Source organism: Longimicrobium sp. (assembly GCA_036389795.1).
Lineage (GTDB): Bacteria > Gemmatimonadota > Gemmatimonadetes > Longimicrobiales > Longimicrobiaceae > Longimicrobium.
In genome coordinates, this window is record DASVWD010000190.1 from 1 (window position 1) to 21,116 (window position 21,116).

At 74.1% G+C, this 21,116-nt stretch carries 17 protein-coding genes; 10 read left to right on the forward strand and 7 right to left on the reverse strand.

The window, feature by feature from the left end; translation table 11 throughout:
* Positions 1–488: 488 nt before the first annotated feature.
* The 8 genes from VF746_23245 to VF746_23280 all read left to right on the forward strand — a co-directional run bounded on the left by VF746_23245 (position 489) and on the right by VF746_23280 (position 10,628).
* The gene (locus tag VF746_23245) at positions 489–917 is read left to right on the forward strand and encodes a thiol-disulfide oxidoreductase DCC family protein (protein ID HEX8695347.1); all 429 of its coding nucleotides are present in this window, start codon (positions 489–491) and stop codon (positions 915–917) included.
* 96 nt (positions 918–1,013) lie between these two features.
* Positions 1,014–7,373 carry an alpha-2-macroglobulin family protein gene (locus VF746_23250; GenBank protein ID HEX8695348.1) on the forward strand — a complete coding sequence of 2,120 codons (6,360 nt, stop codon included), beginning with the start codon at positions 1,014–1,016 and terminating at the stop codon, positions 7,371–7,373.
* 341 nt (positions 7,374–7,714) lie between these two features.
* Entirely contained in the window at positions 7,715–7,921 is a 207-nt protein-coding gene (locus tag VF746_23255; GenBank protein HEX8695349.1) for a type II toxin-antitoxin system RelE/ParE family toxin, read from the forward strand.
* Positions 7,922–7,963: 42 nt separating this feature from the next.
* Positions 7,964–8,275, forward strand: coding sequence for a HigA family addiction module antitoxin (locus VF746_23260; GenBank protein HEX8695350.1), 312 nt, complete (start codon positions 7,964–7,966; stop codon positions 8,273–8,275).
* Between the two features lie 32 nt (positions 8,276–8,307).
* Complete coding sequence (locus tag VF746_23265) at positions 8,308–8,778, forward strand: nucleoside 2-deoxyribosyltransferase domain-containing protein (GenBank protein HEX8695351.1); 471 nt, start codon at positions 8,308–8,310, stop codon at positions 8,776–8,778.
* 145 nt (positions 8,779–8,923) lie between these two features.
* The gene (locus VF746_23270) at positions 8,924–9,274 is read left to right on the forward strand and encodes a DUF5655 domain-containing protein (GenBank protein ID HEX8695352.1); all 351 of its coding nucleotides are present in this window, start codon (positions 8,924–8,926) and stop codon (positions 9,272–9,274) included.
* A 187-nt stretch (positions 9,275–9,461) separates the two neighbouring features.
* The gene (locus VF746_23275; protein HEX8695353.1) at positions 9,462–9,629 is read left to right on the forward strand and encodes a hypothetical protein; all 168 of its coding nucleotides are present in this window, start codon (positions 9,462–9,464) and stop codon (positions 9,627–9,629) included.
* A 165-nt stretch (positions 9,630–9,794) separates the two neighbouring features.
* Positions 9,795–10,628 (forward strand): hypothetical protein, encoded by an 834-nt coding sequence (locus tag VF746_23280; protein ID HEX8695354.1) that lies wholly within the window; start codon positions 9,795–9,797, stop codon positions 10,626–10,628.
* 87 nt (positions 10,629–10,715) lie between these two features.
* On the opposite strand, the gene VF746_23285 is transcribed toward VF746_23280, so the two are convergent.
* The 3 genes from VF746_23285 to VF746_23295 all read right to left on the reverse strand — a co-directional run bounded on the left by VF746_23285 (position 10,716) and on the right by VF746_23295 (position 13,912).
* Positions 10,716–12,464: an alpha/beta fold hydrolase gene (locus VF746_23285; protein HEX8695355.1), complete on the reverse strand. Its 1,749-nt coding sequence runs from the start codon at positions 12,462–12,464 to the stop codon at positions 10,716–10,718.
* 74 nt (positions 12,465–12,538) lie between these two features.
* Complete coding sequence (locus VF746_23290; GenBank protein HEX8695356.1) at positions 12,539–13,189, reverse strand: helix-turn-helix domain-containing protein; 651 nt, start codon at positions 13,187–13,189, stop codon at positions 12,539–12,541.
* A gap of 147 nt (positions 13,190–13,336) precedes the next feature.
* Positions 13,337–13,912 carry a histidine phosphatase family protein gene (locus tag VF746_23295; GenBank protein HEX8695357.1) on the reverse strand — a complete coding sequence of 192 codons (576 nt, stop codon included), beginning with the start codon at positions 13,910–13,912 and terminating at the stop codon, positions 13,337–13,339.
* A 242-nt stretch (positions 13,913–14,154) separates the two neighbouring features.
* Between VF746_23295 and VF746_23300 the strand changes: the two genes are divergently transcribed.
* On the forward strand, positions 14,155–14,925 hold the full coding sequence (locus VF746_23300) for a M48 family metallopeptidase (GenBank protein ID HEX8695358.1): 771 nt from the start codon (positions 14,155–14,157) through the stop codon (positions 14,923–14,925).
* 107 nt (positions 14,926–15,032) lie between these two features.
* Positions 15,033–15,812 carry a hypothetical protein gene (locus tag VF746_23305; protein ID HEX8695359.1) on the forward strand — a complete coding sequence of 260 codons (780 nt, stop codon included), beginning with the start codon at positions 15,033–15,035 and terminating at the stop codon, positions 15,810–15,812.
* A 95-nt stretch (positions 15,813–15,907) separates the two neighbouring features.
* Here VF746_23305 and VF746_23310 read toward each other — a convergent pair whose 3' ends face one another.
* The 4 genes from VF746_23310 to VF746_23325 all read right to left on the reverse strand — a co-directional run bounded on the left by VF746_23310 (position 15,908) and on the right by VF746_23325 (position 20,750).
* Positions 15,908–16,234 carry a hypothetical protein gene (locus tag VF746_23310; protein ID HEX8695360.1) on the reverse strand — a complete coding sequence of 109 codons (327 nt, stop codon included), beginning with the start codon at positions 16,232–16,234 and terminating at the stop codon, positions 15,908–15,910.
* A 90-nt stretch (positions 16,235–16,324) separates the two neighbouring features.
* A complete protein-coding gene (locus tag VF746_23315; protein ID HEX8695361.1) occupies positions 16,325–17,086 on the reverse strand; it encodes a class I SAM-dependent methyltransferase in 762 nt (253 codons plus the stop codon).
* Positions 17,087–17,191: 105 nt separating this feature from the next.
* Complete coding sequence (locus VF746_23320; protein HEX8695362.1) at positions 17,192–17,767, reverse strand: hypothetical protein; 576 nt, start codon at positions 17,765–17,767, stop codon at positions 17,192–17,194.
* Between the two features lie 40 nt (positions 17,768–17,807).
* Positions 17,808–20,750: a M14 metallopeptidase family protein gene (locus tag VF746_23325; protein ID HEX8695363.1), complete on the reverse strand. Its 2,943-nt coding sequence runs from the start codon at positions 20,748–20,750 to the stop codon at positions 17,808–17,810.
* Positions 20,751–21,116 lie beyond the last annotated feature (366 nt).

The following is a 21,116-nucleotide window of genomic DNA, read 5'->3' on the forward strand; positions in this document are numbered from 1 at the left end:
CGTGTCCCTCCGCTGCGCTCCGGGCCGGGCTGCGCGCGCCGTAGGGCACGATACCGCTGTGCCCAACGGCGCCGGGCCCGCGTCGGCCGAAACTGCCCGGCCGCCACGGTCCCGGCCCTGTCGGGCGCGCATCCCTCACGCGGGGGTCTCGCTCGGGCGCCGGCATCGCGAGTGCCTGAAGACACTCGCTGGAACCACGGAAAGCCTCGCAAACCCCGCGAGGCTTCACCCGCCGCCCCTTCGCTCCGCATCCGGTCGCGCGAAGCGCCGAGGTGTTTCCCCTCTCCCGCAGTCTGGGAGAGGGGAGCGCGACCCCTGGTCGTGAGGAACGAACGACCAGGGGTCGCGCGGGGGAGAGGGCCCCTCCGTCAGATTCACTCCGATCAGGCCGTTCTCTTCCTCGCGGCACGCCGGAACGGAAGGCGGCGCGGAAGGCCGCGGCGTGTAGTATGTTGTCCCCGGACCTTTTCGACAGGGGGAGCCTCGCCATGCCTGAACCCGCCGGGCCGCCGGCCGACGACGCCGGGCCGATCGTGCTGTACGACGGCGTGTGCGGCCTCTGCAACCGCTCGGTGCAGCTCATCCTGCGCAACGACCGGCGCGGGCGCTTCCGCTTCGCCGCGCTGCAGTCCGACGCCGGGAAGGCCATGCTGCGCGAGCACGGGATGCCCGAGGACGCGCTCGACACCGTGGTCCTGGTCGAGGGCGGGCGGGCGTACCGCAAGTCGCGCGCGGCGTGCCGCATCGCGCGGCGGATGGACGCGCCGTGGCCGGTGCTCTGGCCGCTGCTCGTGGTCCCCCGGCCGGTGGCAGACTTCTTCTACGACCTGGTGGCCAGGCACCGCTACCGGATCTTCGGGAAGACCGAGGCCTGCATGCTCCCGCCGCCCGAGGTGCGCGCGCGCTTCCTCGGCTGACCCGACCGAACCGCTTCCGCGCCGGAGCCCCCCACCCGGGGCACGTCGGCACTCCGGCGCCGGACCCTCGCGACCCGCCGACCCACCCGGAGAAGCATGACCTCCACCCGCCGCACGACTTTCGCGCTGGCGCTGCTCGCCATGGCCGCACTCCTCCCCGACCCCGCGGCCGCCCAGCGGCAGCCGCAGCCGCGCACCGTCCGCGTCCCCCCGCTCTACCCGGGCTACCGCGGGGGCCCGGTCCGCGCCGACACCGGGGGCGACAGCACGGGCTTGCGCTTCCGCCTCTCCCCCGGCGCGGGCGCGCGGCCCTACGCCGCGGCCACGGCCGAGGGGCGGCGCCTCACCGACGACGAGGCGCGGCGCCTGTTCGAGCGGCTCCCGCCGCTCGTCGACCAGGCCTCGCCCGCGGACTCGTTCGCCTTCCCCGCGGCCACCTTCCCGGCGCCGCGCACGGGGCGCACGGTGCTGGCCGCCTTCCCCCCGCGCGACTCGCTCGCCGCCGGGCGCCCGGCCACGACCGGGACCGCCGCCCTCTCCGTGGTCCGCCGCGCGCCCGAGGGCGAGGTGGAGACCGGCGCCGAGGTGACCGTCTCGTTCTCGCAGCCGATGGTCCCCCTGGCCTCCGTGGGCGAGCTGGCCGGGCGCGAGGTGCCGGTGCGCCTCGCCCCGCAGCCGCCGGGGCGCTGGCGCTGGATCGACGTGCGCACGCTCAAGTTCGAGCCCGCCGGCCGCCTGCCGATGGCCACCGAGTTCGCGGTGGAGGTCCCCGCCGGCACCCGCTCCGCCGCGGGGCGCGCGCTCGCCGAGCCCGTCCGCTGGACCTTCGCCACCCCGGCGCCGATCGCCACGGGCGGCTTCCCGTACGGCGGCCCCGCCGGGCTGGAGCCGGTCCTGATCGTCGCCTTCGACCAGCGCGTCGACCCCGCCGCCGTGCTGCGCACCGTCCGCCTGTGCGCCGCCGGCGCCGAGGTCCCCGTCCGCCTGGCGACGCAGGCGGAGATCGACGCCGACGCCGAGGCGAAGGCGCGCGTGGCCGGGCTCGACCCGGCGCGCTGGATCGCCTTCCGCCCCGCGCGGCCCCTCCCGCCGGACGCGCCGGTGGTGGTCTCCATCGGCCCCGGCACGCCCTCGGCCGAGGGGGCGCGGCGGACGGACGCGGAGCAGGCGTTCGAGTTCCGCACCTACGGGCGCCTGCGGGTGGAGCGCTCGGTCTGCAGCTGGGGAGGCCCGTGCCGGCCGGGGATGCCGTGGAGCATCCAGTTCAACAACCCGCTGGACGAGGGGGCGTGGCGCGACGAGTGGGTGCGCGTGGAGCCCGCGCTGCCGGGGCTGGAGATCCAGGTCTACGGGAACAACCTGATGATCCGCGGCCGCGCGCGCCCGAACACCCGCTACACCGTGCGGCTGGACCCCGCCGTGCGCGACCGCTTCGGGCAGACGCTCGGCGCCGCGCGGACGGTCTCCTTCGACGTGGGCGCCCCCGAGGCGCAGCTGGTGGGGCCGGACCGGCTGGTGGTGCTGGACCCGCTCGGCTCGCGCTCCGTCTCGTTCCTCAGCCACGACTTCCGGCGGCTGCGCGTGCGCGTGCACCGGGTGGCGCCGGAAGACTGGCCCGCGTTCGCCCGCCTCGAGGGGCGGCGCGAGGACGGCCGCCCCGCCGCGCTCCCGGGCACCTCCGTCGTCGACCGCACCATCACCATCGACGCCGGGCCCGCCGAGACGCGCGAGACCTTCGTCGACGTCTCCCCCGCGCTCACCGGGGGGCTCGGGCACGCGGTGGTGGCCGTGGAGGCGGTGGAGGGGGGGACCCAGCAGGAGCGGCGGCAGGCGTCGTACGTCTGGGTGCAGTCCACCCGCATCGGCCTCTCCGCGTACGCCGACCCCGAGGAGCTGCTGGGGTGGGCCACCTCGCTGGTGGACGGCGCGCCGCTCGCGGGCGCCGCGCTGGAGCTCGCCCCCTACCGCCTGGCGGGGACGGCCGACGCGCGCGGGATCGCCACCCTGGCGCTCCCCCGGCGCGGCCCGCAGGACCCGCCCGCGTACCTGGTGGCCCGCCTGGGCGCCGACGCGGCCATCCTCCCCGAGGAGAGCCAGGCGGGGCCCGCCCGCTGGGCGCGGGGCACGGCCCAGACGCAGGCCGTCTGGTACCTCTTCACCGACCGCAACCTGTACCGCCCCGGCGAGCGGGTGCGCTTCAAGGGGTGGGTGCGCCGGCTGGAGGGGTGGACGGCCGCCCCCGGCCTCCCCGGTGACCTGGGCGAGCGGGTCGCCTACACGGTCAGCGACCCGCGGGGGAACGAGATCGCCCGCGGCACCGCGCGCCTCACCGCGCTGGGCGGCTTCGACGCCGAGTTCGTCGTCCCCGAGGGATCGAACCTGGGGCAGGGGATCATCCGCGTGACGCTGGAGACGGACCGGGAGGTGCCGGGGCGCGAGGGGGGCACCTCGTTCCTGGTGCAGGAGTTCCGCCGCCCCGAGTACACGGTGACCGCGTCCGCCGACCCCGGCCCCTACTTCGTGGGCACCGCCGCCGAGGTCACCGCGCGCGCGGCCTACTTCGCGGGCGGCCCGCTCCCGGGCGCCCCCGTGCGCTGGGACGTGCAGGCCGTCCCCGCCGGCTACACCCCGCCGGGGTGGGACCGCTGGCGCTTCGGCACCGAGGGCCGCGGCCCCTTCTTCTGGGAGGAGAGCGGAGACCGCGCCCGGAGCGGCACGCTCACCGCCGAGACGGGCGCCACGGGCGAGAGCGCGCTCCGCATCGACTTCGACCGCGCCGTGCCGCCGCGCGCCTTCGCCGTCACCGCCAACGCCACCGTCACCGACGTCAACCGCCAGACCTGGACGGCCGAGGAGCGCCTGCTGGTGCACCCGGCCGAGGTCTACGTGGGCGTGCGCACCGAGCGCACCTGGCTGGAGCGCACCGACCCGCTGGAGCTGGACCTGGTGGTGGTCGACCTCGACGGGAAGCCGGTCGCCGGCCGCCCGGTGGAGGTGCGCGTCCGCCGCACCGCCTGGCGGCGGGTGGCCGGCTCCTGGCGGCAGGAAGAGTCCGAGGCCGGGGCGTGCTCGCTCGTCTCGCAGGCGCAGCCGGTGCGCTGCACGATCCCCCCGGGCGGCGAGGGCGGCACCTACCGGGTGACGGCGACCACCACCGACGCGCGCGGGCGGCCCACGCTCACGCGCTTGAGCGTGTGGGTGCGCGGGAGCGACCCGCTCATCGCCGCGCGCCCGGGCGACGAGGTGGCGCCGGGCCAGGTGGAGGTGATCCCCGACCGCGAGGAGTACGCCCCGGGCGACACCGCGCGCCTCCTGCTCCGGCTTCCCTTCCACCCCACCCGCGGGGTGATGACGGTGCGCCGCGGCGAGATCGTGCGCGTGGAGGAGGTCCCCACCGACGGCCCCACCGCCTCGGTGCGGCTGCCGGTCGGGGAGGAAGACGTCCCCAACCTCTCGCTCTTCTTCGAGTTCGTGGGCGCGGGCGACGGGCGGCAGGACCCGGCGCGGGCGCGGGGGGTGGACTTCGCCGTGGGCCAGGCCGACCTCGCCGTCTCCCGCCGCACCCGCGCGCTCACCGTGGCCCCCGTGCCGGCCGACTCGGTGGCCGAGCCCGACGGCCCCGGCGAGGTGACGGTGGAGGTGAAGGACGCCGCGGGGCGCCCGGTGGCCGGGGCCGAGGTGGCCGTGGCGGTGGTGGACGAGGCGGTGCTGGCGCTCACCGGCTACCGCCTCCCCGACCCGCTGGACGTCTTCTACCGCCCCCGCCCGGCGTTGACCACCGAGACGTTCCTGCGCCGCCTGGTGCGGGTGGAGGCGCCCGACTTCGAGCCCGCCCCGGGGACGCTGGTGGGGCGGGTGCGGGACGCGCGCGAGGGCCGGCCGCTCGCCGGGGTGGCGGTGCGGGTGGAGGGGACCGCCCTGGCCGCCGTCACCGACGTCCACGGCCGCTACCGCATCGAGAACGTGCCGCCGGGCTCGTACCGGGTGACGTTCCAGCGGATCGGGGCCGAGCCGGCCGTGCGGCAGGTGACGGTGGTGCGGGACGCCGCGCCGCCGCGGCTGGACGCCGTGCTGGCGGGAGGGGCGCTCGCGCTGGAGGGGCTGGTCGCCACCGGCGCCGGGGTGGACGTGCAGCGGCGGCAGGCCGCCGACCAGTACGCGGTGGCGGAGATGGCGGCGCCCACGGCTCCGCCGCCTCCACCGCCGATGGCGGCCCGGGTCCGCGCCGGGGGGGAGGCCGCCCCGCAGCCGATCGCCATCCGCACCAACTTCGATCCGCTGGCGGTGTTCGCGCCCGCGCTCACCACGGGGCCCGACGGGCGGGTGCGGCTGCCGTTCAAGCTCCCCTCCAACCTCACCCGCTACCGCGTGGTGGCCGTGGCCGTGGAGGGAGGGCGGCGCTACGGGGTGGGCGAGTCGTCGCTCACGGTGCGGCAGCCGCTGATGGTGCGCCCCTCGGCGCCGCGCTTCCTGAACTTCGGCGACCGCTTCGAGCTGCCGGTGGTGGTGCAGAACCAGACCGGGGAGGCGCTGGAGGTGGACGTGGCCGCGCGCGCCGTGGGCGTCGCGCTCGCGGAGCCGGGGCGGCGCATCACCGTCCCCGCGCACGACCGGGTGGAGGTGCGGCTCCCGGGCGAGGCGGTGCGCGCCGGCCCCGCCCGCTTCCAGGTGGCCGCCGCGAGCGGCGGGCGCGCCGATGCGGCGGAGGTGGTGCTCCCGGTGTGGACCCCCGCCACCGCCGAGGCGTTCGCCGCCTACGGCTCCCTGGCGGGCGACAGCGTGGAGACGCTCCCGCTCGACGTCCCCGCGGACGCCATCCCGGCGTTCGGCGGCGTGGAGGTGACCACCTCGTCCACCGCGCTGCAGGAGCTCACCGACGCGCTGCTGTACCTGGTGCGCTACCCGTACGAGTGCACCGAGCAGATCGCCTCGCGGGTGCTGGCGGTGGCCTCGCTGCGCGACGTGCTGGCCGCCTTCCGCGCCGAGGAGATGCCGGCGCCCGCGGAGCTGGCGGCGTTCGTGGAGGCCGACGTGCGCCGGCTGGCCGCGCTGCAGAACAGCGACGGGGGATGGGGCTTCTGGAAGCAGGGCGAGCCGTCGTGGCCGTACGTGAGCATCCACACGGCCCACGCTTTGACCCGCGCCCGCGAGAAGGGGTGGGCGGTGCCCGACGAGACGTGGCGGCGCGCGCTCGGCTACCTGCGCGGCGTCCCCGGCAACGTGCCCGGCTGGTATCCCGAAGACGTGAAGCGCGCGCTGCACGCCTACGCCATCTACGTGCGCGCCCGCATGGGCGAGCGGGTGGACGACGACGTGCGGCGCTACCTGGCGCAGCCGCCGCTGGACCGCCTGCCGGCGGGGGCGCGCGAGTGGCGGGCGTCGCTCCCGCTGGAGGTGGCGGGGTGGCTCCTCTCCGCCTCGGCCGGCAAGCCGGGCCTCGCCGCGGAGCGCGACTCGCTCCTGCGCTACCTGAGCTCGCGGGCCACGGAGACGGCGTCCACCGCCACCTTCGCCACCCGCTACAGCGAGGGCGAGTACCTGCTGCTGCACTCCGAGCGGCGCACCGACGGCGTGGTGCTGGAGGCGCTCGTCGCCGCCGACCGCGACAACCCGCTGGTCCCCAAGGTCGTCCGGGGCCTGCTGGGCCACCGCAAGCGCGGGCGGTGGAACGACACGCAGGAGAACGCGTGGGTGCTGCTGGCGCTCGACCGCTACTTCCGCACCTACGAGGCGGAGACGCCCGCCTTCGTGGCCCGCGTGTGGCTGGGCGAGCGCTACGCGGGCGGCCACGAGTTCCGGGGGCGGAGCACGGACCGCTCCCTGGTGTCGGTGCCGATGCGGGTGGTGCAGGAGGGCCGGCCCGAGTCGCTCACCGTGGGGAAGGAGGGGCCGGGGCGGCTGTACTACCGCGCGGGGCTCCGCTACGCGCCGCGCGACCTGGACGTGGCGCCGCTCGAGGCGGGCTTCGTGGTGGAGCGCACCTACGAGGCGGTGGACGACCCGGCCGACGTGCAGCTGGGCCCCGACGGGCGCTGGCGGGTGCGGGCCGGGGCTCGCGTGCGGGTGACGGTGACCATGACGGCGCCGTCGCGGCGGGTGCACGTGGCGCTGGCGGACCCGCTCCCCGCCGGCTTCGAGCCGGTGAACCCCGACCTGCAGGGCGCCCAGCCGGGGTCCGAGACGACGCAGGGGGTGCGCCGGGGCCGCGCGCCCGAGGTGCGCTGGTGGCGCCCCGGGTGGTTCGAGCACCAGAACCTGCGCGACAACCGCGCCGAGGCGTTCACCAGCCTGCTGCCGGCGGGCGTGTACACCTACTCGTACGTGGCGCGTGCCACCACGCCGGGGCTCTTCATCGTCCCGCCGCCGCACGCCGAGGAGATGTACAGCCCCGAGACCTTCGGCCGCGGCAAAACCGAGCGCGTGATCGTGGAGACCCGCCCCGCGCCGGGGCGGTGATCTTCGCAGCCGGGTGACGGGACGAGGGCCCGCGGACGCGCTCCGCGGGCCCTCGCTGGCCTCATGGGAACGCCCTACGCATCCGGACGCGCCACCGGCCGAACGCGTTCGGTTTGTGCACTTGTGGAGCCGGGAGAGAGGCCGTAACCTCTGCGGATTCCCGCATGGACGCGTCGCCCGCGCGAGTGGGCGACGCGCCTCTCTCCTATTGACGATTATACCGCCGCACGGTATAATCCTCACAGTCTGAACTCGTGATCATCTCGTTCAAGAACCAGGGCACGGAGGATGTGTTCGAAGGGCGGGACACGAAGGTCGCGCGAAGGGTATGACCGCCGACGCTGTGGAAGGTCGCCGGGCGCAAGCTCGACCAGCTCGACTCGGTCGCGACCGTGCAGGAGCTGGCCGCCCCGCCGGGAAACCGGCTGGAAGAGCTGAAGGGCGACCGGAAGGGAGAACACTCGATCCGGATCAACGACCAGTACCGGGTGTGCTTCCGCTGGACCGAGCAGGGGCCGGCCGAGGTCGAGATCACGGACTACCACTGACGCGGCGCGGCAGCACGTCGCGAGAGAGGGGAGGTTCAGCAGATGGTACGCGTTCCCACGCACCGCCCGCCGACTCATCCGGGCGAGATGCTCCAGGAGGAGTTCCTCGCTCCGCTCGGCATCAGCCAGTCGCAGCTCGCGGCCGACATCAAGGTCCCGTTCCAGCGCATCAACCTGATCGTGAACCGCAAGCGCGCCGTGACGCCGGACACCGCCCTGCGCTTCGCCCGCTACTTCGGCACCAGCCCCGATTTCTGGCTGAACCTCCAGCAGCGGTGGGACCTGTACCACGCGCTGCATTCGGCCGAGGGGAAGGAGATCGAGACCATCCGGCCGCTCAAGCGCGCTTCGTAGGCTTGAAGGGTATTCCGTCGGCGAGGGTGACCATGGCACGTGTCCTCAAGCCCCCCACGCCACTCCCTGCCGCTTTCGAGACTCCCACCCTGTTCCTGGCCGGCTCGATCGAGATGGGGAGTGCCGCGAACTGGCAGCAGGCCATCGAATCGGCAGTACGCCACCGCGACATCACGATCCTGAATCCGCGACGCGACGAGTGGGATGCGACGTGGGAGCAGGACATCGCGAGCCCGCAGTTCTCCTCGCAGGTGACGTGGGAGCTGGAAGCGCAGGAGCGGGCGGACGGCATCCTGATGTACTTCGCGCCGGAGACGCGGGCGCCGGTCACGCTGCTGGAGCTCGGCCTGTTCGCGCGCACGGGAAAGCTGGTCGTCTGCTGCCCGCCGGGCTTCTGGCGCATAGGCAACGTGGACGTCGTCTGCGCGCGCTACGCCGTTCCGCAGGTGCCGTCGCTGGCCGATCTCTGTGCTTATGCGGAGGCGTGGGAAAAGCCCTGGTGACGATGCCGTAGCCCACCCGGGCTGCCGCCCGTCCCCCTTTTACCGCCGACGGAGCCTGGATGAGCCGTCACCCCTCTGGCGGTGCCCGCGCTGCGGGCGGCCGTTCGCGAACCGCAACCAGCCGCACTCGTGCGCGGCCGCCACGGTGGAGCAGCACCTGGCGGGGAAGGGCGTGCACGCGGCGGAGCTCTTCCGCCGCTTCGCCGAGGCGGTGGAGGCGTGCGGGCCCGTGGTCCTGGCGCCCGCGAAGACGCGTATCGGCTTCCAGGTGCGGATGATCTTCTCGGCCGTGACCGTGCATGCCGACCGGCTGGACGCGCACGTGGTGCTCGCCCGCCGCCTGGAGCACCCCCGCTTCACAAAGATCGAGAGCCTCTCCCCCCGCAACCACGTCCACCACTTCCGCATCCGCCATCCCGGCGAGATCGACGGCGAGGTCCGCGCGTGGCTCTGCGAAGCCTACGCCGTCGGCGAGCAGAAGCACCTGGCGCGGTAGAGGCGCGCGGGGCCCCCTCCCTGGCGCCTGAGGCGCCTGTCCCTCCCCGTTGCGCGACGTTGCGCGGGAGAGGGACTTCGGCGCTTCGCGCGACGAAACCAGGTGCCGCGCAGACGAGGTGCCGCGGTTGAAGCCTCGCGGGGTTTGCGAGGCTTTCCGTGGTTCCAGCGAGTGTCTTCAGGCACTCGTGCGCGACGGGGCCGCGCCGAGACCCGCGTACGCGCGCCTGGGCGAGGCCGCGCTCTCCGGCGCGCGGGTGACGCCGCTGCGCCGCATCCCCGCCCCGCCGCAGCTGGTCTCCCCGGGCCGCGCGCCGGAAGGAGGCGAGAGCCGCGATCGCGACCGGCGGCGCTGAGCGCCGGCGCAGGCCCGGGATCGCGAGGAGGGGCACGCGGCGCGACCGGCCGCGTGCCCTTCCGTCGTCGCGAAACGGCCCGCGCGGGGCCATCCAATCCTGAAGGCACCTCGCCGCTGCTGCGCGCGGTCTCATCCTCCACCTCTTCCACCCGGACCGACGACCATGGCCGACCAGAACCTCCCCGTCACCTCGCGCGAGTACAAGCTGATGCTCGACACGAGCCGTTTCCAGGAGCGCGGCGAGGGCGGCAAGGCGTACCTGGATCTGGTGAAGTTCATCATCGAAAAGGAGAAGGGTGTCTTCGTCCCCCAGGAGAAGATCGACGGGGGCAACCTGGAGCCGAAGACGCGTCGCACCTCGTTCCTCGACACGCCCGAGATGGGGTTCCGCGGCCACGGCTTCATCCTGCGGGTGCGCGAGAAGAAGAAGCGGCAGCTGAACCTGAAGTACCGCGGGCCCGACCGGTACGCGGCCGCGGTGCAGAAGGTCGCTCCCGTCCCGCCGGCGGGGGCGGAGCTCGACGGCGACAAGTTCGAGGAGGACGTCCTGCCCGCGTTCGTGAGCCAGTTCTCCCGCTCGGCGTCGGTGGAGAAGGTGGAGGCGGGGCTGGACCTCTCCACCGTGGAGCGGGTGGCGGCCGTCTTCCCCGGCCTGGGCGAGCTCGGCATTCCCGGCGACACCGAGGTGGTCGTGGCGAACGGCTTCACGGCGCACGAAGTGGTGCTGCACGTCGGCGGCTTCCGCTTCGGCGGCGACGCCCCGGTCAAGATGGCGCTGAGCTTCTGGTACCTGCAGGAGACGATGACCGGCTTCCCGATGGTGGGGGAGTTCTCGTTCGACTACGACGCGCTGGCGGAGAGCGCCGGTGCGCTGGAGCAGTTCCCGCTCGAAACGGTGAAGGGGACGGAGCGGGTCTTCCGCGCGCTCCAGCTCCAGGCGGGGTGGCTGGACCTGGCGGGGACGACCAAGTCCGCCTTCGCGGTGAGCGGGCTGTAGGCCCGGACCGCGCGCGCACCGGACGCGGACGGACGCAGGGGCGGGCGTTCGTCCGCCCGCGGCCGGCGCCTCGCCGGCGTCCGCGCTTTAGCGCCGGCGCACGGCGGTGAAGGGGCGGCGGAGGGCGAGGACGCGCAGCTCGCCGTGCAGGGTGTCGCCCTGCACGGCCGCGCGGATCTCGAAGCGCGCCATCATCCGCCGCCCCGACACCACCAGCAGCCGCCCGCGCACCGTCCCCGCCGCCTCCAGGCTCCCCTGCCCGTGCAGGGTGGCCCCCACCGAGTCGCCCGCCTGCCGCAGCTCGATCCACCCGCTCTCCCGCGGCCCTTCGTCCGTCCGCCAGAAGAGCGCCCACCGCCCCGCCACGTCGGCCGGCGGACCGGTGCTGTCGGCGGCGACGGGGAGCGTGTCGGCCCCGGCGGTGGCGGTCTCCGCGTCTCGCGCGCAGGAGAGGTCCAGCCCCTCGGCGCTCCCGCGGGCGACGAGCTCCGCCGCGGCCCGGCGCGCGCACGGGGGGAAGGAGGGGACGTGTCCCGTGCCGGGGAGCACCAGGTGCGCGCCGCGGGAGAGGGTGGCCAGCACCCGCTCGCCCCAGCGCGGCGGCGTCACCGGGTCCGCGTCGCCGCTGATTACCAGCACCGGCGCGTCGGAGCGCACCGGGTCGGCGTGGCCGGCCGGGGGGGCGCCGCGCGGCCACCCGGCGCACGCGCGCGCGAAGTTGCGGTAGAGCACGTCGCCCAGGAAGGTGCCGGCGGCCGCCCGGGCCATGGCGGCGGAGTCGACCTGCGGCAGGTCTTCCGCGCAGACCACGGAGAGGAAGACGCCGGGGCTCAGCGACTCGAGCACGGGGAGCATCGTCCCGCCCGCCGCCAGCTCCACCCAGGGGCGGGGGTCGCCCGCGGCGGCGGCGCGGGCGGCGTCCGGGATCGCGCGGGCCTGCTCGGCGGAGTAGAGCGCGAAGAGGAGCGCGCCCGCCAGCACGCCGCGGGTGACCAGGAGCGTGTCGGGCGCCCCTCCGTCCTCCGCCTCCAGCGGCAGGCGGACGGGCGCGCTGTCGGCCCGCGCCAGCGCGCGCTCGACGTCCCGGCGCAGTCCCGGGGCGCCGGCCGCCAGCCGGTCGAGCGCCGCCTGCGCGTCGGCCGACACGTGCAGGGGGAGCGGCGCGAAGGCGGGGTAGACGCCGCGCAGGACCACGGTGCGCACGCGGTCCGGGAAGCGGCGCAGGTAGGCCAGCGCGGGGCGGGTGCCGTAGGAGGCGCCCACCAGGTTCACCCGCCCGTACCCGAGCTCCGCGCGCACCTGGTCCAGGTCCTCGACCGCGCGCTCCGTGGTGTAGAGGCGCGGGTCCGCCCGCCACTCGCGGAGGCACGCGGCCAGCCGGTCGGCGGGGAACTCGCCGGTGGTCCACGCGCGCAGGCTGCGGGCGGGGGAGCCGAGCGGGCAGGAGAGCCGGTCCGGCCCGCCGGTGCCGCGCTGGTCCACCAGCACCAGGTCGCGCGCCGCGCGCACGCCGGCCAGCTCCCGCGCCAGCGCCGCGGCGCCCCCGGTGGCCGCCTGCCCCGGGCCGCCGCTCAGGAAGAACACGGGGTCGGGCTCCGGCCGCGGCGAGCGGGCGGGGAGCACCACCACGCGCAGGGCGATCCGCCGGCCCGACGGCGCGGCGCGGTCTTCCGGCACCCGCACGGTCCCGCACCAGGCCGTCTCCTCGAGGCCCGCCACCCGGCAGGCGGCGAGCCCCGGCGGCGGCGTGCGCCCCACAGCGCCGGGGAGGGAGCCGCAGCCGGCCGCCGCCAGGAGCGTGGCGGCCAAGACCGCGCGTGGGCCGGAAAGCGGCATGGCTTCCTCCCGCCGGGGTGTCGAGAGACCGCGGACGCGCCCGGATCGGCGCGCACCGGTCACCGCCTTGTCCGTCAGCCGGCCGGGACCTCGTCCGCGTCCGCGCTCACGCCCAGGTAGGCGAGGACGGCGCGGGTGAGCTCGTCCGCCAGCTTCTCGTCCGCCCACCCGGCGCGCTCCAGCCACGGCTCGCCGAAGAGGACCGCCTCGCGCAGGGTGTGGGCGGCCATCAGCACGGCGAAGGGGACGGCCTCGACGGGATCGGGGTGGCGGATGCGGGCGGCGTGGGGAGCGAACGCGGGGGCGAGCGCCGCCAGATTCCGGCGGTTGGTCTCGTCCATCCGCGCGCGCAGCTCCGCGTCCGAGCGCGAGCGCAGGGTGAGCGCCCGCAGGGTGCCGCGGTGCTCGCGGTAGAACGCGATGGTGGCCAGCAGCAGCTCGCGCACGAGCGCCGGGAGCGGGCGCGCCGCCGCGGCGAGCGCGCCCGCCTTCGCGGCGACCAGCGCGTCGACGCCGGCGTACAGCCGCTCTTCCAGGTGCCGCAGCAGCGCCTCCTTGCCGGGGAAGCGGGCGTAGAACGCGCCCACCGTGGCACCGGCGCGGCGGGCGATCTCGGCCAGCCCCGCCTCGTCGAAGCTGCGCTCGCGGAGCACTTCCTCCGCCGCCGCCAGCAGCCGGTCGAGCGAGGCGGCGCTGCGGGCCTGCCGGGGTGCGTGGATCGTCATGCGCAGGAGCGGGTGAATACGATAACCATAACTTTGATTATCATACACGCGGGATGCCGGCCGGTCAACGATCTTCTTCCGGGGATGAAAAACGGCGGCCGCGCGGACTCCGCGCGGCCGGCCTCGTGTCTCGGGAGTGGCGGACGGCTACTGCCGCATGGCGCGCTGGCACTCCGGGCCCGGGGCGGGGGAGGGCGCGCCGTAGGTCGAGCGGATCAGCGACGGCCGGTCGCCCGCGCCCAGCACCAGCACGAAGAAGTCGGCGTACTGCGAGTCGCAGATCTCCTCCAGCCTGGGGCCCCCAAGCGCGGCGATCACCGCTGGGATCGTGTTGCTGTGGCCGACGACGAGCACCGTCTGCCCGGCGTGGTTCGCGCGGATCGACTGCGCCACGGCCTCGGGCTGCGCCTGGGCGCCGCTGGTGGAGACGATCTCGGGCGTGAGGCCCAGCTTCTCCGCGAGCGGCGCCGCCGTGAACCGGGTGCGCTTGAACTGACTGGTGATGACGGCGTCCACCCCCGCGTCGGCGAGCGCGTCGGCCAGCGCCCGGGCGCGCACCCGGCCCGCCTCGGTGAGCTCGGGGTCGCCGTCGGGCGGGTTGGGCGCCACCTTCTCGGCGTGGCGCACCAGGATCACCACGGTGGGCTGCTGCTGCGCGGCGACCGTGCTCGCCCACGACAGCAGCGCCAGCAGGAGGAGCGGAAGACGGATGCGGGAGATCATGTCGACAGGGTTCGCGGGGTGATTCGACCAGCGCGGGACAGGGGACGATACGCGAGCACAGCTGCACGCGACAGGGGTCTGGACAATCTCGAAGGCACCTCGGACCGCGCCGGCCGACTGGCATGCAACTCGCCCGGCGAGCGGCCGCACGGGTGAACCAGCGAGCACGAAAGCGAGCCTGCAGCGAAATGGCCGTTCTTCTCCGGCGCACTGCGCAACACCCCTCCCGGCGACGCCGGCTGATGTTCGTGGCCGTGCTCCTGGCCGCAGGCGCCTGCGCCGGGAGCATCGGCGTCGAGGAAGAGGAGCGCCTGGGAGACGAGTACGCGGCCGCGATCGCGCAGGAGATCCCGCTGATCCAGGACCCGGGTGCGCTCGCGGCGCTGAACCGGTTCGGGGCGGCCCTGGTCCAGCACGCCGACTCGTCCGCGAGGGAGTACCGGTTCCACCTGGTGGACTCGCCGGACGTGAACGCCTTCGCCATTCCCGGCGGGCACGTCTTCGTCAACCGCGGGCTCGTCGAGCAGGCGGACGAGCTCGCGGAGTTCGCGGGGGTGCTCGCGCACGAGATCGCCCACGTGACCGAGCGGCACGGGCTGGAGCAGGTGGAGAAGCGGCAGCGCGCCGGCCTGCTCGTCAGGCTCGTCTACCTGGTCCTCGACCGCGAGCCGGGGCTGGCCGAGCAGATCGCGATCCAGGGGGGCGGAGCCGCCGTCTTCGCCAGGTACGGGCGCGACGCCGAGCGCGAGGCGGACCAGCGCGCAGTCGGGATCCTGCGGGCCGCCGGGTACGACCCGGAAGGCATGGCCACGTTCTTCGAAGACCTGCTCCGCGAGCAGCAGCGCCGCCCGAGCACCTTCGAGCAGTGGTTCTCCACCCACCCGACCAGCGAGGAGCGGGTCCACAACACCCGCGCGCTCATCGCGGCCTCCCCTGCCCCGCGCGGCCGAGCCCCGGTTCGGGACACTCCCGAGTACCAGGCGTTCCGCGCGAGCGTGAAGGAGCTTCGCTGACCCGTCGGGTCCCCCTTCCGGCTCGCCATCACCAGATCTCCAGCGGCTGCGAATCCCGTCTCCCGCGCTGGGCGTACGTACCCTCGCTCGAGTACGGAGGGAAGGCGATGCGCGAGACCGGAGTTCCGAGCGTAGCGGCGCTGCGGCTGAGCGGGGCGAGCGTGCTGCTGGGCAACGCGGCGCTGCTCGCCGGCATCGTCGTGTCCAGCGTCGGCGGGCTGGGCTCCGAGGCCCTGCCGCTGGCCGGCGCGGAGGGGCTGCAGCGGCTCGGCCGCGCGGCGGGCCTGTACACGCTGCGGGAAGTCCTGTGGCTGATCTACCCCGTCCTCATCCTCCCCGAGGCGATCGCGCTGTACAGCCTGCTGCGCGGCCGGGCGCCGGCCCTGCTCTGGCCGCTCGTCTTCTGGTGCGTGGGATTGGCCCTGGGAATCGGCGTCGACGCGTTCACCGTCGCGCTGGCGCGGGACTTCGGCGTCTCCTACCTCGCGGCGGCGCCCGAAGCCCGGCCGGCCCTGGAGGCGATGGCGAGGACCCTCTCTCGCGCCGTCTTCCTGGCCCAGCTCGTGTGCGACACCCTCAGCGGCACCCTGGTCTACCCGTTCTTCGCGGCCGCCGCGTACCGGGCCGGGCTCGTCTCGCGGGCGCTGGCGCTGACGGTGGTGGTCTCGTCCCTCCTCGTGTTCGTCCTGTACCGGGGGATGAACCTGTTCTTCGCCGGAGAGACCACGCTGGGCACGGTCTTCGGCCTCGGCTTCTACGGCCTGATCTGGTGGGACGTCAACATCGCGCTGAAGCTCCTGCGGATTCGCGCGGGGGATCTCGACCGCGCAGGTGGCTATGGCAAAGGCTCACCGGCCGACGTCAGCTCCGCGAGCGCGTCGTCGTAGAGCCGCAGCAGGCGCTCCTCCGCGCCGATGACGTCTCCCAGGTACGACCGGGTGCGGCGGGCTCGGCGGTGTGAAGGCCCATTCAGGCGAGCCCGCTACCAGGAGATGCTCAGCGCGCGCTCGACGATGTCGCGCGTCTCCGGCGTGAAGCCCTCCATCTCCTCGTCGGTCACCACCCCGAGCTCGCGCATCGCGGCCAGGCGGACGGTGGCCCTGGAGCGGCGCATGTCGTCGAACGCCCCGGCCAGCTCGCGGTCGCGCTCCTGGGTGAGCTCGTACAGCTTCAGGTAGCGCTCGTGCGCGGTGCTGCCGGACTCGCTCAGGATGGACGCGCACTCCTGGAGCACGCGCTCGCAGTAGCGCTCCAGTGCCAGGCGATGCACCTTCCGCAGGTGCTTCCAGTCGCGCTCGGGGAAGTCCATGGCAGTCCGGGATGGAGGAGGCATGATCGGAAAAGCTCTACGCAGTGCCGGAGCATCGGGCAGGGTACGTGAGTTGAAGGCGAATCGGCCTCACGCAGCGCCGGAGCCGGACCGGGCCGGGGCGATGACGAGCCGGTAGCCCAGGTCGAGCTCCGTGGCCGAGAGCAGGGCGTGGTGCCGGCTCGCCCAGGTGCCGTCCGCGAGGTCGGCGGCGAGGCGGGCGAGCTGGGGGCCGGGGTTCCGGAGCTTTGCGAAGCCTGACATCGCACCGCGGACGCCCGCGTCCAGGTACGCCGCGGGGCGGCGCCAGTACGCGCCGAGGAACCCGTCGGTGCAGTCCGCCGGGACCGGCACCGGCCGCACGTCCACGGGGCCGAGCACGGCCGCCATCTCCTCGATCGAGGGGAAGATGAGCCGGTCGGCCTCCATGATCTCCGGGAAGTACTCGTCCATCAACCAGAACCGCGCGCCGTCCGGGTCCCAGGTGAGGATCACCACCCGCTCCCGGGCGACGCGCCGCAGTTCCGTCAGCCCCGCCCGCCAGTCCCGCCAGTGATGGATGGTCAGCACCGCCAGGGAGGCGTCGAACGACGCATCCCGGAACGGGAGGCGCTCGGCGGTGGTGCGCACGGCCGGAGCGCTGCCGCGGGGCCGCTGCCGCACCATCTCGGCCGAGGGCTCCACCGCCACGACGGCGCGGTCCGCCGGCTCGTACGACCCGGACCCGGCCCCCACGTTGATGACCGTGCGCGCAGACCCAAGCGCGGCATCGATGCGTGCCTCGATGCGCGGGTCGGGGCGGCGGTACGCGGAGTAGCCGACCCCGATCTTATCGTACAGAGCTTCGGCCATTCGATGTCTGGAGAGCTCCGCGTGGAGCAGCTGGCAACTTCACCGCCGATTCCAAGGTGTTCCGCGCCTGGACCTGGCCGCAATTCGTCCGCCAGCCGTCCAGGTTCACACGCTTCGCGCGAGGGCTCGCCCTTTCATGCCGAATGCGCGGATGAGAGTGAGTTGCTGCGTCTTGAGCTCCAGGTAGGAATCCGTAGCGTACGCGCCCAGTTCTTCGGGATAGTCGACGACTGAGAAAACATCCGTAAAATCACCATCCTCCCACTTCGCGATCACCGCTTTCCACGACGAGACGTGCGTAACGAACGTCAGCAGGCACTCTGGCATCTCGTGTTCTCTGATCAAGTAGGCCTTCTCGCGAATCAGCCGTTCACGGGCCTCGTTGAGGGGCATGAACACATGCTTGACCCAGACTCGCCACTCGGCCAGTTCATCCGACGTCAGCGGCTCGGTGAGGGATGGGTCGGACTCGCGGCCAACTCTCGTCTCGAAAGCCCTGTATGCAGCCTCTCCAGCTCTGGTGAGCACAAAGAGCGGTCCGTAGAAGTCGGCGATACGCCGGTTCACCAGGTCGAGCCGCTCCTTGCGCTTGGCTGCAGCGAGCGTGTTCCAGTACGTTGCCGCGATTCCCGTCGCGGCAAGACTGATGGTCACGAGGAGCGTAAGGATCTCGAAATCCACGAGTGCGCCCCAGGTTGTTGCGCCACTTCTGCCCGTCTCGTTACCGCCCGCCCCCCGCCGGCTCCGCCGCGCTCTGGAAGATCGCGTTGAAGAGCAGCTTGAAGGTGCCGTGAGGCTGGGCGCGGAAGGTGATCTCCGGGCCGAACAGGTAGAGCGTCCCGCGCCCAACGCTCGCCTCGGCCGCCGCCACGCCGCCGTCCAGGTACTGCTGCCCCCACGCCCAGCCGCTGCGCAGCGGGCTCGCCGTGTCGAACCAGGCGATGCGGCGCACCCCGCGCGCCTCGGCGCCCTCGCCCAGGCGGAAGACGGGGTTCTCGTCGAACATCACGTCCACGTGGTCCTCCATCCCCCACGCGGCCGGACGGCCGGGGTCCACGGCCACGCGCAGGACCGAGCCGGGGATGTAGAACTTCTCCCGCGGCAGCTCGCGCTCCCTCCCGTCCTGCGCGCGCTCCACCAGGTGGCTCTCCACCGGGAGCCCCAGGTGCCGGGCGAGGACGGTCGAGCTGCCGATGGTGACGATGGTCCCCCCGTTCTCCAGGAAGGCGCGCAGCTGCGGCACCGTCTTCGCCACCGTCACGTTGCCGAGCTGGTCGCGGAACTCGGCCGGCACCTGCTCCGGATTCGGCATCCCGCCGCCTCCGCCGCCTCCGCCGCCGCCCCCACCGCCTCCGCCTCCGCCTCCGCCTCCGCCGCCTCCGCCCTGCCCCCCGCCCGCCGGCCGGTCGCGCTCGGGGATGGCGCCGCCCTGGAAGACGATCACGTCGTACTTCGCGTTCAGGTTCCCCGCGTCCAGCTCGGGCGCGAAGACCACCCGGTACGGGATCCCCCACTGCTCGAAGATCCAGCGCGTCCACCCCGACGGCATCGACCCGCCGTAGCGGTCCCACAGCGCGATGCGCGGCGTGCGGAGCCTGCGCATGTCGCGCGGCACCCGCGCCGAGTGGACGGCCTGGAAGTCGACTCCCAGGCCGCGGGCCAGCGCCCCGATGCTATCCCACACCGCGCGGCCGTTGGCGCCGACGTAGAACGCCCCCGCCTCCACCCGCTCGCCGTCGCGCCCGTCGGCCCGCACGACGCGCGACACCTCGAAGCCGGCGGCCAGCAGGCGGGCGGCGGCCGCGAAGGCGTCGTTCTGCCGGGGGGAGAGGAGGTAGCCCGCGGGCGCCCAGCGCGGCGCCTCGACGTGGCCCGCGGGCGGGTCCAGGTTCCACGCCGTCACCGGCTCCACCGGCGCCTGGAACGGCTCCAGCAGGCGGTCGAACTTCACCCCCATCTGGTACGCCAGCGTCCACCCCGCGTTGTCGTACGGCGGGATCGGCGGGCCGCCCTCGTACAGGAAGTCGTTGGGGTGGTCCTGCGGCTCGAACATGTCCAGCACGTGCGGGCGGAACGGCTGCGCCGTCCAGATCACGAACGAGCCCGCGGGATACGTCTTCCCGCCCGCGCGGAACTCGCGGGTGGCGCGGTTCACCTGGACGGCGTTCTCGCGCAGCGCGTTGACGAACTTGACGGCCGTGGCGAAGTCGGGCTGGTCGGCGGGGATCACGTAGCCGCGCGGGTCGCGCCACTCGGGACGGTGCAGCGAGGCCAGCAGCCGCCGCGACTCCTCGGGGTTCGGCGCTCCCTGGAAGAGCCCGCCCGTCGACATCACCGCGCTCCCCCCGCCGGCCTGGCCCTGACCCTGGCCCTGGCCCTGGCTCTGGGCCTGGCCCTGGGCGCGGCTGGCGGCGCGCAGCGAGTCGCGGATGGCGTCGACGCGGCGCGGGTAGTTGGTCCAGTGGTCCCGGCGGCCGCGCTCGATGGAGTTCATCCCCATCCGCCAGATGTTGTAGAGGATCGTCTCCCGGTAGCGCGAGGCCACGTCCAGCACCGCGTAGTTGGCCGTCACCGAGTAGTCCACCGAGCGGCGGAAGTGCCAGCGCTGCGGCTCCACCGGCAGCGGCAGGTCGCCGCTGGCGAGCTGGCGGTTCGGCACGAACGGGATGTCCATCGGCGTGGGGCTGCCGATGGTCTCGGTGAGCAGCCCGATCATGTTGTGGAAGTACGTCGTGGTCCGGAGGCCCCCGTTCCACCAGGTGGAGTAGCTGGCCCCGCGCCGCGTGGTCGCGCCCGGCTTGTTCTCGGCCACGAAGCGGCTGTGCATGGCCGCCCCCACCAAGTCGATGCCGGTGACCACCAGCGGATCGTACACGTAGTTGAAGGGGTCGCGGAAGGGGGGCGCGAACAGCACCGTGCCCGTGGGCCCCGTCTGGTGGTGGTTGTAGACGATCTGCGGGAACCACTGGTGGTACAGCACCCGGTTCATGTTCTCCGTCTCCGGCTGCGTGGAGGCGTAGAAGTCCCGGTTGTTGTCGTGGCCGATGTACTTCTGGTAGAGCCGCGGGAGGAAGTTGAGCGAGCGCTTCTGCGGGTCGCGCTCGCGCATGTACCAGTCGGAGACCAGGTCCATCCCGTCGGGGTTGGCGTGGACGAAGAGGATCACCACGTCGTCCAGGATGCGCCGCGTCTCCGGGTCGTCGCGACTGACCACCTGCCAGAGCGTCTCCATCAGCTGCTGCGCGCCCAGCACCTCGCTGGCGTGCAGCCCCCCGTCGATCCACACCACCGCCTTCCCCTCGCGCGCCAGCCGCCGCGCCTCGGCCGAGTCGACCCCCTCGGCCAGCGCCAGCCGCCGCGCGATCTCGCGGTACCGGTCCAGGCCGCGGTGGTTCTGGGGCGAGGTGACGACGGCCATGACCTGCTGCCGCCCCTCGGCCGTCCTGCCGATGTCCACCAGCGTCATGCGGTCGCTCTCGGCGTCCAGCTTCCGCCAGTACGCCACCAGCTGCTGGTAGTTGGGGAGCACGTAGTCGGCGCCGATCTCGTGGCCGAACTGCTGGCGGGGGCTGGTCAGCCGGGCGGCCGTCTGCGCCTGGGCGCCGGCGGCGGCCAGCAGCAGCGCCGCGGCGGCCAGGCGCGCCGGACGGAAGGCTCTGGACATCGGCTCTCCTCTGCTCGTGCGGGCTCCGCCAGGGCGCGGAGCGGGGGAAACATCCGTTGGGGACGACGGCTCCGGGTAGAATCGACGACGCCCCGCACCGTGTCAACCCGTCCCGGCAGCGAACGGGTCGGAATCACGCGTAGGCTGCCGAAGCCGCGGCAACAACGGCGGAAAGCCTCGCAAACCCGCGCGAGGCTTCGAACGCACGGACCGCCCTCACGACGCCGGCCGGCGCCGCGAACGGCGTCTTTTACTCCGCACTCCGCTCCCCGCGCTTCGCACCGCCCTGAACGTCCACCTTGCGCGCCGGTGAGCGGCGCTCAATCTTGGTGCCTGCGCCGGCGGGCGGTGGACGTGAAGAAGGGC

Coding starts and splice junctions, on each gene's coding strand:
- VF746_23250 (HEX8695348.1), top strand. CDS start 1,014: ATGACCTCCACCCGCCGCACGACTTTCGCGCTGGCGCTGCTCGCCATG.
- VF746_23265 (HEX8695351.1), top strand. CDS start 8,308: ATGGCACGTGTCCTCAAGCCCCCCACGCCACTCCCTGCCGCTTTCGAG.
- VF746_23295 (HEX8695357.1), bottom strand. CDS start 13,912: ATGATCTCCCGCATCCGTCTTCCGCTCCTCCTGCTGGCGCTGCTGTCG.
- VF746_23310 (HEX8695360.1), bottom strand. CDS start 16,234: ATGGACTTCCCCGAGCGCGACTGGAAGCACCTGCGGAAGGTGCATCGC.
- VF746_23300 (HEX8695358.1), top strand. CDS start 14,155: ATGTTCGTGGCCGTGCTCCTGGCCGCAGGCGCCTGCGCCGGGAGCATC.
- VF746_23325 (HEX8695363.1), bottom strand. CDS start 20,750: ATGTCCAGAGCCTTCCGTCCGGCGCGCCTGGCCGCCGCGGCGCTGCTG.
- VF746_23315 (HEX8695361.1), bottom strand. CDS start 17,086: ATGGCCGAAGCTCTGTACGATAAGATCGGGGTCGGCTACTCCGCGTAC.
- VF746_23305 (HEX8695359.1), top strand. CDS start 15,033: ATGCGCGAGACCGGAGTTCCGAGCGTAGCGGCGCTGCGGCTGAGCGGG.
- VF746_23260 (HEX8695350.1), top strand. CDS start 7,964: ATGGTACGCGTTCCCACGCACCGCCCGCCGACTCATCCGGGCGAGATG.
- VF746_23285 (HEX8695355.1), bottom strand. CDS start 12,464: ATGCCGCTTTCCGGCCCACGCGCGGTCTTGGCCGCCACGCTCCTGGCG.
- VF746_23245 (HEX8695347.1), top strand. CDS start 489: ATGCCTGAACCCGCCGGGCCGCCGGCCGACGACGCCGGGCCGATCGTG.
- VF746_23280 (HEX8695354.1), top strand. CDS start 9,795: ATGGCCGACCAGAACCTCCCCGTCACCTCGCGCGAGTACAAGCTGATG.
- VF746_23290 (HEX8695356.1), bottom strand. CDS start 13,189: ATGACGATCCACGCACCCCGGCAGGCCCGCAGCGCCGCCTCGCTCGAC.